Source organism: Streptomyces sp., assembly GCF_035563135.1.
Lineage (GTDB): Bacteria > Actinomycetota > Actinomycetes > Streptomycetales > Streptomycetaceae > Streptomyces.
In genome coordinates this window covers 12,547-29,131 of sequence record NZ_DATMVN010000178.1, presented here as the reverse complement: position 1 = coordinate 29,131, position 16,585 = coordinate 12,547, and the positions used below count along the sequence as shown (strand labels likewise).

Here is a 16,585-nt window from a genome sequence, read left to right as displayed (position 1 = left end):
CTGCACCGTCCCCGTCACCGTCACCGTCGACCTCCACACCCGCCCCGCACAAGCCATCGAAGGCATCGCCTACTTCACCGTCTCCGAACTCCTCCAGAACATCAGCAAACACGCCCACGCCACCCACGCCACCGTCGACGTGTGGCGGGCCTCGGACCGGCTGATGCTCCAGGTCACCGACGACGGCAGGGGCGGAGCCGGTGTGACGACGGGCAGCGGTCTGGCCGGGCTGACGGAACGGCTGGACGCGGTGGACGGCATCCTCGTCGTCGACTCCCCCGCCGGGGGCCCGACGGCGGTCACGGCCGAGCTGCCCTGGCGGGGCTGAGGACCCGGCCCCGTACACGAGCCGCAGCCGCAGTGCCCCGGCCGCCGTCACGGCGGCCGGGGCACTGCGGCGCGTCCGGTGCCACCGGAACCACCGGTGTGGGGCCCATCGGGACGCCGATGCTGGAATGCTGGGCACAGAGCGGCGCGCGACAGCGGCGTACACACGGAACACCGACAGTGGGGGACACACGCCGTGGAGGAAAGAGTGCGGGTCGTCATCGCCGAGGACTCGGTGCTGCTCCGGGAAGGGCTCACCCGGCTGCTGACCGAGCTCGGGCACGACGTCGTCGCCGGGGTGGGGGACGCCGAGGCGCTGATCAAGACGGTGAGCGACCTCGCGGGGCAGGGCGCGCTGCCGGACGTGGTGGTCGCCGACGTGCGGATGCCGCCGACCCACACCGACGAGGGCGTACGGGCGGCGGTGCGGCTGCGCAAGGACCACCCGGACCTCGGGGTCCTGGTGCTCTCGCAGTACGTCGAGGAGCAGTACGCCACCGAGCTGCTGGCCGGGAGCAGCCGTGGAGTGGGGTATCTGCTGAAGGACCGGGTCGCCGAGGTCAGGGAGTTCGTGGACGCCGTCGTGCGGGTGGCGCGGGGCGGGACCGCGCTGGACCCGGAGGTGGTGGCACAGCTGCTGGGGCGCAGCCGCAAGCAGGACGTGCTGGCGGGGCTCACGCCGCGCGAACGGGAGGTCCTCGGTCTGATGGCGGAGGGGCGTACGAATTCAGCCGTCGCCCGTCAGCTGGTCGTCAGCGACGGAGCCGTGGAGAAGCACGTCAGCAACATCTTCCTGAAACTCGGCCTGTCGCCCAGTGACGGAGATCACCGACGTGTTCTCGCCGTTCTCACTTATCTGAACTCGTGATGACGCGATGATCCGATTGCGATGGTCCGGGTGATCCACCCGCCGTCGGGCGGCCCCCCGGGCCTTACCGCGGCCCACGAGGAAAGGACGAGTACCGGAGGGGGTTCGTCCAGTGATCGAGGGGTCCGGAAAGTATGGCAAAGCGTGACGCATTCATGTCCTGAAAACGCGTCCACCATATGACCGGTCCGAGGAAGGCGACCCTTACAGAAGTAGGGTGGGGCCTGGACCGCCGGCGGGCCGGCCGGTCCCGAGCCGCCGCCCCGAGGGAGGTCCAGTTCAGTGACCAGCCAGGTCAGTAGCCCAGCCGGAAAGTCCGATGAGGCCAGCGAGGCTGTCGTCGGGGAACAGCGCGCCCCGCACACGGGTCGTACGGGTGCCGCCGAGAAGGAAATCCGCCGTCTGGACCGGGTGATCATCCGTTTCGCGGGTGACTCGGGTGATGGCATGCAGTTGACGGGTGACCGGTTCACGTCGGAGACGGCGTCGTTCGGGAACGACCTGTCGACGCTGCCGAACTTCCCGGCCGAGATCCGGGCGCCCGCCGGCACACTGCCGGGTGTGTCGTCGTTCCAGCTGCATTTCGCGGACCACGACATCCTGACACCGGGCGACGCACCGAACGTACTGGTCGCGATGAATCCCGCCGCGCTGAAGGCGAATATCGCGGATGTGCCGCGCGGGGCGGACATCATTGTGAACACGGATGAGTTCACCAAGCGCCCGATGGCGAAAGTCGGTTATGCCGAGTCCCCTCTGGAGGACGGATCGCTCGAGGCGTACAACGTGCATGCGGTGCCGTTGACCACATTGACGATCGAGGCGTTGAAGGAGTTCGGTCTTTCCCGCAAGGAGGCCGAGCGGTCGAAGAACATGTTCGCGCTCGGACTGTTGTCCTGGATGTATCACCGTCCGACCGAGGGGACGGAGGCATTCCTCCGGTCGAAGTTCGCGAAGAAGCCGGCCATCGCCGAGGCGAATGTGGCGGCGTTCCGTGCGGGCTGGAATTTCGGTGAGACGACAGAGGATTTCGCGGTCAGTTATGAGGTAGCGCCCGCGTCGAAGGCCTTCCCGACGGGCACGTACCGCAATATCTCGGGAAACCTCGCCCTGTCGTACGGGCTGATCGCGGCGGGCCGTCAGGCGGATCTGCCGGTATATCTGGGTTCGTATCCGATCACTCCGGCGTCCGACATCCTGCACGAGCTGTCCAAGCACAAGAATTTCGGTGTGCGGACGTTCCAGGCGGAGGACGAGATCGCCGGGATCGGGGCGGCGCTCGGTGCGTCGTTCGGCGGGTCGCTGGGTGTGACGACCACCTCGGGCCCGGGTGTGGCGCTGAAGTCGGAGACGATCGGTCTGGCGGTGTCGCTGGAGCTGCCGCTGCTGATCATCGACATCCAGCGCGGCGGGCCCTCCACCGGTCTGCCGACCAAGACGGAGCAGGCCGACCTGCTCCAGGCCATGTACGGACGCAACGGTGAGGCGCCGGTCCCGATCGTGGCGCCGATGACCCCGGCGGACTGCTTCGACGCCGCTCTGGAGGCGGCCCGGATCGCGCTGACCTACCGGACCCCGGTGTTCCTGCTCTCGGACGGGTACCTCGCCAACGGCTCCGAGCCCTGGCGCATCCCCGAGACCGACAGCCTGCCGGATCTGCGGACCCGGTTCGCGACCGGACCCAACCACACCCTCGCGGACGGCACGGAGGTGTTCTGGCCGTACAAGCGGGATCCGGAGACCCTGGCCCGCCCCTGGGCCGTCCCCGGCACCCCGGGGCTGGAGCACCGGATCGGCGGGATCGAGAAGCAGGACGGCACGGGCAACATCTCGTACGACCCGGCCAACCACGACTTCATGGTCCGTACCCGCCAGGCGAAGGTCGACGGCATCCAGGTCCCCGACCTGGAGGTCGACGACCCGGCCGGCGCGACGACCCTGGTGGTGGGCTGGGGCTCGACGTACGGGCCGATCACGGCGGCGGTGCGCCGGCTCCGCGCGGCCGGCGAGACCGTCGCCCAGGCCCACCTGCGCCACCTCAACCCGTTCCCGCGGAATCTCGGTGAGGTGCTGAGGCGTTACGACAAGGTCGTGGTCCCGGAGATGAACCTCGGCCAGCTCGCGCTGCTGCTGAGGGCCAAGTATCTCGTGGACGCCCGGAGTTACAACCAGGTCAACGGAATGCCCTTCAAGGCCGAGCAGCTCGCCACAGCCCTCAAGGAGGCCATTGATGCCTGACGCCAACGAACTGCTCCAGCTGGTCCCCAGGGCCGAGGGCAAGCAGTCCATGAAGGACTTCAAGTCCGACCAGGAGGTGCGCTGGTGCCCGGGCTGCGGTGACTACGCGGTTCTCGCGGCCGTACAGGGCTTCATGCCCGAACTGGGCCTGGCCAAGGAGAACATCACCTTCGTCTCCGGCATCGGCTGCTCCTCCCGCTTCCCGTACTACATGAACACCTACGGGATGCACTCCATCCACGGCCGCGCCCCCTCCATCGCGACGGGCCTGGCCACCTCCCGCCGCGACCTGTCCGTCTGGGTCGTCACCGGCGACGGCGACGCGCTGTCCATCGGCGGCAACCACCTCATCCACGCGCTGCGCCGCAACGTCAACCTCAAGATCCTGCTGTTCAACAACCGGATCTACGGGCTCACCAAGGGCCAGTACAGCCCCACCTCCGAGGTCGGCAAGATCACCAAGTCGACGCCGATGGGCTCGCTCGACGCGCCCTTCAACCCGGTCTCCCTCGCTCTGGGCGCCGAAGCCTCCTTCGTCGCCCGCACCGTCGACTCCGACCGCAAGCACCTCACGAGCGTGCTGCGCGCGGCGGCGGACCACCCCGGCACCGCGCTGGTGGAGATCTACCAGAACTGCAACATCTTCAACGACGGCGCCTTCGAGGTGCTCAAGGACAAGCAACGGGCCGAGGAGGCGGTCATCCGCCTCGAACACGGCAAGCCGATCGTCTTCGGCCCCGACGGTTCCAAGGGCGTCGTCCGCGACCCCCTCACGGGCGACCTGAACGTCGTGGCGGTCACCGAGGGCAACCAGTCGCAGATCCTCGTCCACGACGCCCACAACCCCAGCCCCACGACCGCCTTCGCGCTGTCCCGGCTGGCCGACGCCGACACCCTGCACCACACACCGATCGGCGTGCTGCGCAGTGTGGAGCGGCCGGTCTACGACTCCCTGATGTCCGACCAGCTCGATGCCGCGGTCGAGCAGCACGGCAAGGGCGACCTGAGCGCCCTCCTGGCGGGCAGCGACACCTGGACCGTGGTCGGCTGACCCGCCGTCACGCCCGTCCGACGGGGCCCGGAGCCGACCGGTTCCGGGCCCCGTCGTATGCCGCGCGCGGCCCCGGCCTCGTCCACCTGTGGCTCGGGCCGGCGGGCCGGCGCCCGTACCTGGCCGGCGGCCTCCCGGCCGGCGAGGGTGAGCGAGTGGTCCACACGGGGCGGGCTCGCCGGCTTCGCGTCCCGGTCGAGCACCAGGTGACCGAGCAGCTGATCCTCGGCTCCGGGCTCCCGCACACCTTCCTGCGCAACGGTGGGCCCACCGGGAACCGCACGGCGGATCCGGCGTCCGTCCTGGAGAACGGCGCCGTCGTCACCGACGCCGGTGACGGGCGCGCCGCCTCCGCCACCCGGGCCGACCACGGGGAAGCGGCCGCCGCCGTGCCGACCGGCGAGGCTCACCCGGGCGCGGCGTACGAGCTGAGCGGCGACGTCGCCCGGTCGCCGGCCGGCCACTCCGCCGGCCGGGACGGTCGCGGCGGCGGTCGCCGCGGCCTGAACGGGCACGCCCGCGCCTGTCACGACCGTTTCCCTGAGACGGCAATGACAGAGGACTCTTCCGGCGCTACCGTCGTGCAGTCGGCCGACCGCCGGCACGAGGAGCGCCAGGAGGGCCCGTGAAGGGGAAGAACGAACAGCGGGCCGGCCTGCTGTACGGAATCGGCGCGTACGGGATGTGGGGCCTCGTCCCCCTCTTCTGGCCGCTGCTGGAACCGTCGGGAGCGGTGGAGATCCTCGCTCACCGGATGGTGTGGTCGCTGGGTGTCGTGGGCATCGCCCTGCTGTTCCTGCGCCGCTGGGCGTGGATCGGCGAGCTGGTACGGCAGCCCCGGCGGCTGGGGCTGATCGCGATCGCCGCGACCGTGATCTCGGTCAACTGGGGTCTCTACATCTGGTCCGTCAACAACGGCCATGTCGTCGAGGCGTCGCTCGGCTACTTCATCAATCCGCTGGTCACCATCGCCATGGGCGTCCTGCTGCTCGGTGAGCGGCTGAGGCCGGCGCAGTGGACCGCGGTGGCCACCGGTTTCGCCGCGGTGCTCGTGCTGGCGATCGGCTACGGGCAGCCGCCGTGGGTCTCGCTGGTGCTGGCGTTCTCGTTCGCGACGTACGGCCTGGTGAAGAAGAAGGTCAACATGGGCGGCCTGGAGTCCCTGGCCGCCGAGACCGCCGTGCTGTTCCTGCCCGCGCTCGGCTTCCTGCTGTGGCTCGGGACGAGCGGTGAGGCGACGTTCCTGGCCGGGGGCGCGGGGCACGGAGCCCTCCTCGCCGCGACGGGACTCGTCACCGCGGTCCCCCTCGTCTGCTTCGGTGCCGCTGCGATCCGGGTGCCGCTGTCCGTCCTGGGCCTGTTGCAGTATCTGGCTCCGGTGTTCCAGTTCGCGCTCGGCGTCCTGTACTTCCACGAGGCGATGCCGCCCGAGCGCTGGGCCGGCTTCGCCCTTGTCTGGGTGGCGCTGATGCTCTTGACCTGGGACGCGCTGCGGACGGCACGGCACACGAGGGCAGAGACCCTGCGTCTGGCCGTACGGGCGGCACAGGCCGCAGCGCCCATCGCGACGGATTCCGCTTCCGCACCGGACAGGGAGGCACCGGTCATAAAATAGTTACCTGGTTCCTTTTTTGCCTTGGTTGCGTTTTTCTTTCCCGGAGGACGGGCGACGTGGGCCGAGGAGCAGTCATGACCGACGTACTGATCGTGGGCGCGGGCCCCACCGGACTGACCCTGGCCTGCGATCTCGCCCGGCGGGACATCGCCGTCCGGATCGTCGACAAGGCGCCGTCCGGGTCCGGCGGGTGCACGGCGCCGGGGAGCCGGGGCCCGGGACGGCCGCCGCGGGGCCGGGCGCCCTGCACGACCGGGAGGGGCACGCCCACGCGGCGTACGGCATCGACGGGGACACCGTCGTCGTGATCCGGCCCGACAACCACGTGGGGCTGATCTCGGACGCGGACGACCGCGACGCGGTACGCCGGTATCTGCGTGTGCTGGACGGGGTGCGGGGACCGGATCCGACGAGTGGGGCGGACATGGTGGACGGCACCCGCAAAGGCTGATTGAGTGCCCGGATGGGGACGATCCTGAAGGACATGAGGCACGTTCAGTGGCATGAGCTGCGCCATGCCCAGGGCTCCGCGTCCCAGGTCCCCGGGCTGCTGTCGAGGATCGCCTGGGGCGACAGCGAATCGGCCGGGGACGCGCTGAGCGACCTGGGCCGGTGGATAGCCGCGCTGGCCGTGTTCGACGCGACGGCCGCCACGGTGCCGTTCCTGTGGGAACTCGCCGCCATGAGGACCGTGAAGGACCGCGTGGGGGTGCTCGGCCTGCTGGGGACGATCCTCGCCCATGGCCACGCGCTCCACCCCGAGTGGACCAGGGACGCGCATCTGGCGGTCCTGGCCGGCCGGGCGACGGCCGAGCGGCTGGCGACGGACGGCGATCCGGCGGTGAGCACCGCGGCCGGTGAACTGCTGGCCGCCTGCGGCGGGCACGCCTGCGCGGCCTGCCCGCCGCGGTAGGCCCGGGGGCCGGACGCCGGCGGCCCGCCGGCCCGCCGTCCGTGTGCCTCGCGCGCCGATCCCCTCCGAAGAAGCCGATCCGCTCCGAAGAATCAGCCCGGGTTCCGGAGTACCCGTTGCCGTGCCTTCACGCACCCAGTAGAAACGGTTTTCATGACACTGCACTGGAAGGTCGTCATCGACGCCACCGAGCCGCACGCCCAGGCCGACTTCTGGGCGGAGGCCCTCGGTTACCTCGTCGAGGACAACAGCGCCCTGGTCGAGGAGCTGCTCGGCGCGGGAGCGGTGCCCGAAGCCGCCACGGTTGAACCCCACGGGCGCCGCGCCTGGCGTGACCTCGCCGCGGTGCGGCACCCGGACGATCCGTACGAGCGGAAGAGCGGGACCGGACTCGGCCGCCGGCTCCTCTTCCAGCGCGTGCCGGAGCCCAAGACGGCGAAGAACCGCCTCCACCTGGACGTCCACACGGCCCCGGGACAGCGCGAGGCCGAGGTGGAACGACTGGTGGGACTGGGCGCGAGCGTGCTGCGGACCGTCGAGGAACCCGGCGGGGCCTGGCAGGTGCTCCTGGACCCGGAGGGCAACGAATTCTGCGTCCACTGACGGAGGTGACCGTCCGCGCAGGTCAGCGGCGTACGGCGGGAAAGCGATCTCTCTAGGCTGACCCCATGTTCACGCCACCCGCCGCATACACCCTTGTCGCCACGGACCTGGACGGCACGCTCCTGCGTTCCGACGACACCGTGAGCCCGCGCTCCCGCGCAGCGCTCGCCCGCGCCGCGTCGGCCGGTGCGCAGCACCTGATCGTCACGGGCCGGCCGGTGCCGGGCATACGCGCCCTGCTCGCGGACCTCGGCTACACCGGCCTCGTGGTCTGCGGTCAGGGCGCGCAGGTGTACGACGCGGGGTCGGCCCGCATGCTGAGCTCGGTGGCGCTGGACCGGGAGCTGGCCGACGCCGCGCTCGGCAAGATCGAGGCGGAGGTGGGACAGGTGTTCGCCGCGGTCGACCAGGACGGCATCGACGGCCGGACCCTGATCGAGCCGGGTTACCGCATGCCGCATCCCTCGCTCCCCGCACAGCGGGCCGGGCGCCGTGCGGACCTGTGGGCGGCGCCGGTCATCAAGGTGCTGATACGCCACCCGGAGCTGACGGACGACGAACTGGCCGCGACCGCCCGGAGGGCGGTGGGCGAGCTGGCCTCCGTCACGATGGCGGGCCCCGGGACGGTGGAACTGGCGCCGTACGGCGTGGACAAGGGCACCGGGATCTCCCGGGCCGCCGGGCTGCTGGGCCGTGACCTCGCCGGCGCGGTGGCCTTCGGCGACATGCCCAACGACCTGCCGATGTTCCTCCGCACGGGTCACCGGGTGGCGATGGGCAACGCCCACGCCGAACTGCGTGCCGCAGCCGACGAGATCACGCTCTCGAACGAGGACGACGGCGTCGCGGTGGTCCTGGAACGCCTCTTCGCCTGAAGGCGTGCCGACGCCCGGCTCCCTGAATCCGGGCCCCCGGAGCCCCGGCACGGGTGGCCGGAAAACACCTGTCTCCAAATACATGCACATGCATAAGATGCGTACGCAGGTAAAAGTCGTACGCCATCAATTGGGGGCACGTCATGACCGCACGCACCTTCCTCTTCCTGCTCGGCAGCAGCCGCTCCGGCGGCAACACCGAGACGCTCGCCCGGCTCGCGGCCGAGCAGCTGCCGCCCGGTACGGAACAGCGGTGGCTGGACCTGCGCGACCTCCCGCTCCCCGACTTCGAGGACCGACGGCACGCAGAGGGCCACGTCGCCCCCACCGGGCACGCCGCGACCCTGCTGGAGGCGACGCTCGCCGCCACCGATGTCGTCATCGCCTCACCGCTGTACTGGTACGCGGTCTCCACCTCCGCCAAGCGCTACCTGGACCACTGGGCGGGCTGGGCGGAAACGCCCGGGACCGGCTTCCAGCAGCGGATGGCCGGGAAGACCCTGTGGGGGGTCACCGCGCTCGCGGACGAGGACCCGGCGGTCGCCGAGCCCCTCGCCGGGACTCTGCGGAATTCGGCGCGCTACCTCGGGATGCGGTGGGGCGGGGTGCTGCTCGGCAACGGCAGCAGGCCCGGCGACGTACTGTCCGACACCGGCGCCACGGCCAGGGCGAAGGAGTTCTTCAACTGACCCGCCCCGGGGCGGAGGGACCGCCCGGGGCGGGGTCCCCGCCAACGGCACCCGAAGGGGACCTGCCGTCGGCGGCGGTCAGGGACCGCAGGACATGGGACACCAGCGTGGCGACCGTCGCCTCGTCCTGGGCCGGCTCGCGCAGCACGTGGCGGTAGTAGACAGGGGCGTAGAGCAGCTCCACCGCCATCGGCAGGTCGGCACCGGCCGGGATCTGCCCCTGCTCCTGGGCGCGCCTCAGCCGCCCCACGGCGCCCTCGAAGCGGGGGCCGACGAGCTGTTCGCGCACGGCCCTCGCGAGGGAGTCGTCGTGGTGCATCTCCGACAGGATTCCGGCGTAGGCCGGACCGTAGGGCGGGGTGGAGACCAGCTTCACCGCGCCGTTGATGTGCGCGCACAGGTCGGCCGCTATGTCACCGGTGTCGTCGAACGGCGTGGCTCCGATGAGCGCCTCGGCGAACGCCTCCAGGAGCACCGCGCCCTTCGACGGCCACCAGCGGTAGATCGTCTTCTTGCTCACACCGGCGCGGGCCGCGATGGCCTCGACGGTGACCCGGCGGTACCCCTTCTCCGTGCACAGCTCCAGGGCGGCGTCCAGCGTCGCCCGTCGTGACCTCTCGCTGCGGCGCACGGAAATCGGCGATGTGATCATTCGGTGAGCATAGGGGGATTCCCCCCACCGCTTATTGACAGGTCGTCGCCAAAAGTCGAACAATGACCCTTGCCGGAAACGGAACGTACCGTGTCGTCACGTTCCGTGCAGCGCAACCGTTCGTGCCGTTCGTGCCGCGACGAGCCGATCGGGGGACGGCTCGACCGGCCGACGGTACGGGCGGCCCGGATCGGCCCCCTCAGACGCCGATGTCCTCCGTCGTGAAGCGCGCCCGGGCCGCGGAGCCGAACACCGCCGCGTACGCCGCCTGCAGACCCAGGTTCCTGGTCATCTCCTCCCAGCACACCGGGGCGCGCAGCAGGTCCGTGAAGGACAGCCAGTGGTGCGGGAAGAGGTACGGGTGGATCCCGTCGAGCTGCGGCACCGTGTCCAGGATCTGCACGGTGATCAGCACCCCGGCCGTGGCCGCCATCGCCGCGATCCCGCTGTCGGTGAGCGCCGGGACGAAGAGGCCCAGGGCCGCGAAGCCGATGAGGGACACCGCCACGGTGACCGCGATCAGGCCGCCCCGCCGTACGGAGCGTACGACGGGGCGGGGCGACCGGTGCGTCCTACTCGGCGGTGTCGGCCGCCTTCACCAGCGCGTCCTTCGTGACCGCGCCGACATAGACCTTGCCGTCGTCCGTCATCAGCGCGTTGACCAGGCGCGTCTTGAAGACCGTGCCCGAACCGAAGTCGCCGGTGACCTTGTCGCCGAGCGCGTCCAGGAACTGCCGCGCCTGCGGGGGTACGTCGCCGGAGCCCTCGGCGGGCAGCCCCGCACCGCCCGGCAGCTCGATCTCGGCGACGGCGTTCCAGCCCTCACCGATGACGTTCAGGCCCTTGAAGTCCTCCAGCGCGGCCAGGTCCTTGTGGGCCTTGTCCGCCGCGCCGCTCTTCTCCGCCCCGGCCTTCAGCTCGTCGGCCTCGGTCACCTTCGCGCCCTTGGGCGGGGTGAAGGAGAAGGAGGAGGCGTCGGGCTTCGCGAAGTCGACATCGGTGAAGCCCGCGTCGACCGCGGCCTTGCCGCCGCTGCTCGGGGCCAGGGTGAACTTCAGCGGGACGCCGGTCGAGGCGTCGACCGCGACGGTGACGGACCCGATCGTCGAACCGGACTGCTTCGGCTTGATCACGAGCTTGTACGCGTCGCGCCCCGCGACCTGCGCCGTGCCGTCGACGGTGACGGACGTGGTGTCACCGGCGGCGGCGAGCGCCTCCTCGGCGAACTCCTTCGGAGTGGCCGGCACTCCCTCCGGCGCCTTGTGCTTCTCGGTCTCCCCGTCCGCCCGCCCGTTCCCGCCGGACTCCGCGTGGTAGACCTCGTTGCTCTCGCTGTCGTAGCCCCAGACGTCGTCCCCGTTGTGCACGAGGCTGTACTCGGAGCCCTCGCCGAGGATCGAGAGGCGCTGCTTGTCGGGGCCGTCGACCGCCACCCGGAGCGTGTGCGTCCCGGAGGCGAGCTCCATCAGCCTGGCGTCGGGGGACGCACTCGACTCCCCGGCTCCCGCGTCCGGCGCGAAGGAGCCCGCGAGCCCGCCGAGCGACGGGATGCCGAGGTCGGTGCTGACCTTCACCGTGCCGGAGAGCTGCTCCTCGTCCGATGCGGCGATCTTCTCGATGAGTTCCTGGGCGGTGATGTCCGGCAGCTCCGGGTCGCCGGAGTCCGCGAGCGCCGGGACGAGCCCGATCGTCGCCGCCGCCACCCCCGCCACCGCGAACGGGACGATGTAGCGTGCCGCCTTCCGGCGGCCCACGACAGTGCCCGTGGCCTCGCCGTTGGTCTCTGCGCTGTCGTTCGGTGCCATGTGTGCTCTACCTCCGTGGTCGGCGGCTGCCATCCCGTTGCACGCGTTCACTCCCCGCCGCCATTCTCACCCGATGTGGTCAGGAGTGGTTGTCATCTCATCTGACCAAATCGAGCGGACACAAGCGTCAGCCCTCGGGAGCAACTGTGCGTACCTCTCCGGGATGACCCCCGGTGTGCCCGGTCCGCCGGAGCCCCTAGGGGACCGCCGGCCCTTACCGGGCCGGCGGGGCCGTACGGGTCAGCCGGCGCGGTGCACCACGGCGTCGCACAGCTCTTCGAGCGCGGCCTTGGCGTAGCCCTCGGGCAGCGGTGCCAGCGTCGCCCGCGCCTCCTCGGCGTAGCGGACGGTGTCGCGTCGCGCCTGCTCCAGCGCCGGGTGGGTGCGCAGCCCGCGCAGTGCCTCCGCGAGCCGGGCGTCGTCGCTCAGGTCGCCGTCCAGCAGCTCCACGAGCTCCTTGTCCTCCGGGCGGCCCTCGGCCGCCGCCCGCGCGCGCAGGTGGAGGACCGGCAGGGTGGGGATGCCCTCGCGCAGGTCGGTGCCGGGCGTCTTGCCCGACTCGTGGGAGTCGGAGGCGATGTCCAGGACGTCGTCGGCCAGCTGGAAGGCGATGCCGAGGCGCTCGCCGTACTGGGTGAGGATGTCGACGACCGACTCGTCGGCCCCCGCCATCAGCGCGCCGAACCGGCCGGACACGGCGACCAGCGAGCCGGTCTTGCCGCCCAGCACGTCCATGTAGTGGTCCACGGGGTCGCGGCCGTCGCGCGGGCCCGCGGTCTCCAGGATCTGACCGGTGACCAGGCGTTCGAAGGCCTGTGCCTGGATGCGGACGGCCTCCGGTCCGAGGTCGGCCAGGATGTGCGAGGCCCGTGCGAAGAGGAAGTCGCCCGTCAGGACGGCCACCGAGTTGCCCCAGCGGGTGTTGGCGCTGGCCACCCCGCGGCGCACGTCCGCCTCGTCCATCACGTCGTCGTGGTACAGCGTCGCCAGGTGCGTCAGCTCGACGACCACGGCGGCGGGGACGACGCCCGGCGCGTCGGGGTCACCGAACTGGGACGCGAGCATCACCAGCAGCGGCCGGAAGCGCTTGCCCCCCGCGCTGACGAGGTGCTGCGCGGCCTCTGTGATGAACGGGACCTCGCTCTTGGTGGCATCCAGCAGTCCCGCCTCGACAGCGGCCAAACCGGCCTGGACATCGGCCTCAAGGTCCTGGTCCCGCACGCTCAGTCCGAACGGCCCGACGACGGTCACGAGGGCATCTCCTGTCTGCTGACGATCACACGGATTGTCGATGTGTCGCTGTCCGCACTCAACTCAGCGTATCCGGTCCCCTTTGGATCACCGTGGGCGCCTTCCCGCCACCGCCGGTATGTTCGGCATCAGCTCATACGATCAGGAGTTGTCGTTTTGTCCCACACCGCGACCGGTACCGAACCGGCCCAGCCGCCGTCCGAAGACGATCACGCCTTCTTCGGTCAGCCCCGGGGTCTGATGACCCTGTCCGGGCTGGAGGTCTGGGAGCGTTTCTCGTTCCTCGGGATGCAGGCCATCCTGGTCCTCTTCTTCGCCGCCGAGGTCTCCGACGACGGCATGGGCATGGACCCGGGCACCGCCGCCTCCGTGTCCGCCGCCTACGGCACCCTCGTCTATCTCGTGTCCGTCGCGGGCGGCTGGCTGGCCGACCGGATCCTCGGCTCGTACCGCGCCGTCCTGTACGGCGGCGTCCTCATCGCCTGCGGCCACTACGCCATGGCGGTCCCCACCGCCTCGATGACCTGGGTGGGCCTCGGCCTGATCAGCGCGGGGACGGGCCTGCTCAAGCCCAATGTCGCCTCGATGGTCGGCAAGCTCTACAGCACGCGGGACCAGCGCCGCGACGCCGGCTTCGCGCTCTACTACATGGGCATCAACATCGGCGCCTTCGCCGGCCCCCTGGTCACCGGATGGCTCGGCGAACACGCGGGCTGGCACTGGGGCTTCTCGGCCGCCGCGGTCGGCATGACGCTCGGCCTGATCCAGTACGTCGCGGGCCGGCGTCACCTCGCCGGGCGAAAGCACGCGGCGGAGTACGCCCTCGCGCCCGGACCGATGCGCCGGGCCGTACTGACGATCACGGCCGGCCTCGTGGTGGCCGCGCTGGTGGCGACGGCCCTGGCCCTGGCCGGCCGGCTCACGATGGACCGCTTCGTCGACGTGCTCACCCTCGTCTCGGTGATCGCACCCGTCGTGTACTTCGCCGTGATGTTCAGGAGCCCCCGGGTCACCCCGGAGGAGCGCGGCAGGCTCCGGCCGTACGTCGTGCTGTTCCTGGCCTCCGTCGTCTTCAACTTCATCCTCTTCCAGGCGTACTCGACGATGATGCTGCTCGCCTCGACGAACGCCCGTACGGAGGTCTTCGGCTTCCACTTCCCGGCGAGCTGGTACGCCTCCGCGCTGGGCGCCTTCGAGGTCGCGCTGGCGCCCGTCGTGGCCGCCGTCTGGGCCCGGATGGGGCCGCGCCAGCCGCACGCCTCCAACAAGATCGCGTTCGGGGTGGTCCTCGGCGGGCTGTCGTTCCTCCTGATGGTCCTCCCGACCTCCGGCCACTCCGACGGCACGTTCGAGATGGCCGCCTGGTGGATCGTCGGCTCCTACCTGCTGCTCGGCCTCGGCGACATCCTGCTGGAGACCTCCGGCATGTCCGCCACCACCAAGCTCGCCCCCCGGGCGTTCGCCAGCCAGACGATGGCGCTGTGGTTCCTGTCGCTGGCCCTCGCCAACGGAATCCAGGCACAGATCGTGAAGCTCTACGGCGAGGTCTCCCACCCCGCCTACTTCGGTGTCAATGGCGCCGTCGCGGTGGCGGCCGGTGTGGCCGTCATCGCCGCCGCTCCCTGGCTCAGGCGCACCATGCACCCCGTCCACTGAGGTACCGCCATGCGCATCCGCACCGATTTCCCGTACGAGACCACCCACGAGGACCTCTACATCCCCCTCGCGGACAGCACCCAGCTGTACGCCAGGATCTGGCGGCCGGTCACCGACGAGCCGGTGCCCGCGCTGCTGGAGTACCTGCCCTACCGGCTCAGTGACTGGACGGCGCCGCGCGACTGGCAGCGCCACCCCTGGTACGCGGGCCACGGCTACGCCTCCGTACGCGTCGATGTGCGCGGGCACGGCAACAGCGAGGGCATGCCGGGCGACGAGTACGACGCGACGGAGCTCGCCGACGGGGTCGCCGTCGTGCACTGGCTGGCCCGGCAGGAGTGGTGCTCCGGGCGGGTCGGCATGTTCGGCATCTCCTGGGGCGGCTTCAACTCGCTCCAGATCGCCGCGCTCGCGCCCGAGCCCCTGAAGGCGGTCGTCACCGTGTGCTCGGCCGACGACCGCTACGACAACGACGTCCACTACATGGGCGGGTCCGTCCTCGGTGTGGACATGCACGCCTGGGCCTCCACCATGCTGGCCTTCGTCTCCCGGCCCCCGGACCCGGCGGACGTCGGCGCCGACTGGCGGGACATGTGGCTGCGGCGGCTGGAGGCGGTGGAGCCCCTCATCCACACGTGGCTGGCGCACCAGACCCGCGACGACTACTGGAAGCACGGCAGCGTCTGCGAGGACTACGGCGCCATCCAGGCCAAGGTCCTGGCGGTGGGCGGCTGGCACGACCCGTACCGCGACACCGTCCTGCGGCTCGTCGAGCACCTGGACCCCGGGCAGGTGCGCGGGCTGATCGGCCCCTGGTCGCACCAGTACCCGGACCGCGGCCTCCCCCCGGGCCCCGCGATCGGCTTCCTCCAGGAGACGCTGCGCTGGTGGGACCAGCACCTCAAGGACCAGGACACCGGGGTGATGGACGAGCCCCTGCTGCGGTCCTGGATCAGCGGCTCGCACCGTCCCGCCACGGTCTACGGGACGCTGCCCGGCCGCTGGGTCGGCGACGCGAGCTGGCCGTCCGGGAACGTCACTCCGGTGACGTACGCCCTGGAGGGCGGAGCACGGACCGTCCGCTCACCGCAGCAGACCGGGCTGGACGCGGGGCGCTTCTTCCCGTTCGGCAACGACGCCGACCTGCCGCCCGACCAGCGGGACGAGGACGCCAAGTCGGTGTGTTTCGAGTTCCCCGTCGAGGACGCCCCGATCGAGATCCTCGGCCGCCCACGGGTGACGCTCCTGGTCCGGATGGACGTGCCGCGCGGCCAGGTGATCGCCCGGCTCTGCGACGTGGCTCCGGACGGGGCCTCCACCCTGGTGACCCGCGGGGCCCTCAACCTGGCCACCCGGCACGGGCGCGACCGCGCGGAGGACTGGCCCGCCGGGGAGACCGAGTACGTGACCTTCGAGCTGAACGGCATCGGGCACACCTTCCCGCCCGGCCACCGGATCAGGATCGCCCTCTCCTCCTCGTACTGGCCGTGGATCTGGCCCCAGGCCGGTTCGGCGGGCTTCACACTCGAGGCGGAGGGCAGCCTCGTCGAGCTCCCGGTGCGCCGGCCCACCGAGGACCCGGCGATCACCTTCGGCGAACCGGAGCAGGCGGAGCCGCTCGGCGTCGTCCACCCGGTCACGCTCGACGGGCAGCGCCCGGAGCGGCTGGTGGTCCGTGACGTCGCCAAGGGCGAATGGCGGCTGGAGGTCGATCCCCGCTACGGCGGCACGCGTGTCTACCCCGACGGGCTGGAGTTCACCGAGGACGCCCTGGAGACGTACACGATCCAGGAGGACGACCCCCTGTCGGCCAGGGCCCGTTCGGACTGGACGATCCGGCTGCACCGGCCCGCGATGTCCTGGGACGTGCGGATCGAGACCCGTTCGCAGACGCGCGCGGACGCGGACGCCTTCCTCACGTCCAACGAGGTCGTGTGCAAGGACGGCGACGAGACCGTCTTCCACCGGACCTGGGAGAAGAGGATCCCCCGCACGGCGGGCTGACCAGGGTTATCACGTAACTTTCCGGGCATCACCGCTAC

At 70.9% G+C, this 16,585-nt stretch carries 15 protein-coding genes and 3 pseudogenes; 14 read left to right on the top strand and 4 right to left on the bottom strand.

The window, feature by feature from the left end; genetic code table 11:
• The 12 genes and pseudogenes from VN520_RS07645 to VN520_RS07590 all read left to right on the top strand — a co-directional run.
• The coding region (locus tag VN520_RS07645) for a sensor histidine kinase (protein WP_325746092.1) at nucleotides 1-328 on the top strand (328 nt) is incomplete at its 5' end.
• A 207-nt stretch (nucleotides 329-535) separates the two neighbouring features.
• Nucleotides 536-1,195 (top strand): response regulator transcription factor, encoded by a 660-nt coding sequence (locus VN520_RS07640; protein ID WP_325746093.1) that lies wholly within the window; start codon nucleotides 536-538, stop codon nucleotides 1,193-1,195.
• Nucleotides 1,196-1,477: 282 nt separating this feature from the next.
• Entirely contained in the window at nucleotides 1,478-3,433 is a 1,956-nt protein-coding gene (locus VN520_RS07635; protein WP_325746091.1) for a 2-oxoacid:acceptor oxidoreductase subunit alpha, read from the top strand.
• Entirely contained in the window at nucleotides 3,426-4,484 is a 1,059-nt protein-coding gene (locus tag VN520_RS07630) for a 2-oxoacid:ferredoxin oxidoreductase subunit beta (protein ID WP_325746090.1), read from the top strand. Before VN520_RS07635 ends, VN520_RS07630 begins: the two co-directional genes overlap by 8 nt.
• A gap of 197 nt (nucleotides 4,485-4,681) precedes the next feature.
• Nucleotides 4,682-4,954: pseudogene (locus VN520_RS07625) on the top strand (KR domain-containing protein); the annotation flags it as partial.
• Between the two features lie 155 nt (nucleotides 4,955-5,109).
• Nucleotides 5,110-6,099, top strand: coding sequence for an EamA family transporter RarD (gene rarD, locus VN520_RS07620; RefSeq protein WP_325746089.1), 990 nt, complete (start codon nucleotides 5,110-5,112; stop codon nucleotides 6,097-6,099).
• 74 nt (nucleotides 6,100-6,173) lie between these two features.
• A pseudogene (locus tag VN520_RS07615) lies at nucleotides 6,174-6,278 on the top strand (FAD-dependent oxidoreductase); the annotation flags it as partial.
• An 11-nt stretch (nucleotides 6,279-6,289) separates the two neighbouring features.
• The gene (locus VN520_RS07610) at nucleotides 6,290-6,550 is read left to right on the top strand and encodes a hypothetical protein (RefSeq protein ID WP_325746094.1); all 261 of its coding nucleotides are present in this window, start codon (nucleotides 6,290-6,292) and stop codon (nucleotides 6,548-6,550) included.
• 12 nt (nucleotides 6,551-6,562) lie between these two features.
• Complete coding sequence (locus VN520_RS07605) at nucleotides 6,563-7,012, top strand: hypothetical protein (RefSeq protein WP_325746088.1); 450 nt, start codon at nucleotides 6,563-6,565, stop codon at nucleotides 7,010-7,012.
• Between the two features lie 153 nt (nucleotides 7,013-7,165).
• Complete coding sequence (locus tag VN520_RS07600; RefSeq protein ID WP_325746087.1) at nucleotides 7,166-7,615, top strand: VOC family protein; 450 nt, start codon at nucleotides 7,166-7,168, stop codon at nucleotides 7,613-7,615.
• A gap of 65 nt (nucleotides 7,616-7,680) precedes the next feature.
• On the top strand, nucleotides 7,681-8,490 hold the full coding sequence (locus tag VN520_RS07595) for an HAD family hydrolase (protein ID WP_325746086.1): 810 nt from the start codon (nucleotides 7,681-7,683) through the stop codon (nucleotides 8,488-8,490).
• 143 nt (nucleotides 8,491-8,633) lie between these two features.
• On the top strand, nucleotides 8,634-9,179 hold the full coding sequence (locus VN520_RS07590; protein ID WP_325746085.1) for an NAD(P)H-dependent oxidoreductase: 546 nt from the start codon (nucleotides 8,634-8,636) through the stop codon (nucleotides 9,177-9,179).
• Here VN520_RS07590 and VN520_RS07585 read toward each other — a convergent pair.
• From VN520_RS07585 to VN520_RS07570, 4 genes and pseudogenes are all read right to left on the bottom strand, one after another.
• Complete coding sequence (locus VN520_RS07585) at nucleotides 9,172-9,831, bottom strand: TetR/AcrR family transcriptional regulator (protein ID WP_325746084.1); 660 nt, start codon at nucleotides 9,829-9,831, stop codon at nucleotides 9,172-9,174. The genes VN520_RS07590 and VN520_RS07585 overlap by 8 nt on opposite strands.
• A gap of 199 nt (nucleotides 9,832-10,030) precedes the next feature.
• A pseudogene (locus VN520_RS07580) lies at nucleotides 10,031-10,363 on the bottom strand (ABC transporter permease); the annotation flags it as partial.
• Between the two features lie 40 nt (nucleotides 10,364-10,403).
• Nucleotides 10,404-11,636 carry a LolA family protein gene (locus VN520_RS07575; protein ID WP_325746083.1) on the bottom strand — a complete coding sequence of 411 codons (1,233 nt, stop codon included), beginning with the start codon at nucleotides 11,634-11,636 and terminating at the stop codon, nucleotides 10,404-10,406.
• Nucleotides 11,637-11,876: 240 nt separating this feature from the next.
• On the bottom strand, nucleotides 11,877-12,887 hold the full coding sequence (locus tag VN520_RS07570; protein ID WP_325746082.1) for a polyprenyl synthetase family protein: 1,011 nt from the start codon (nucleotides 12,885-12,887) through the stop codon (nucleotides 11,877-11,879).
• A gap of 156 nt (nucleotides 12,888-13,043) precedes the next feature.
• On the opposite strand from VN520_RS07570, the gene VN520_RS07565 reads away from it, so the two are divergent.
• Both VN520_RS07565 and VN520_RS07560 read left to right on the top strand, forming a co-directional pair.
• Entirely contained in the window at nucleotides 13,044-14,543 is a 1,500-nt protein-coding gene (locus VN520_RS07565; protein WP_325746081.1) for a peptide MFS transporter, read from the top strand.
• Between the two features lie 9 nt (nucleotides 14,544-14,552).
• Nucleotides 14,553-16,547: a CocE/NonD family hydrolase gene (locus tag VN520_RS07560; protein WP_325746080.1), complete on the top strand. Its 1,995-nt coding sequence runs from the start codon at nucleotides 14,553-14,555 to the stop codon at nucleotides 16,545-16,547.
• The last annotated feature ends 38 nt before the right edge of the window (nucleotides 16,548-16,585 follow it).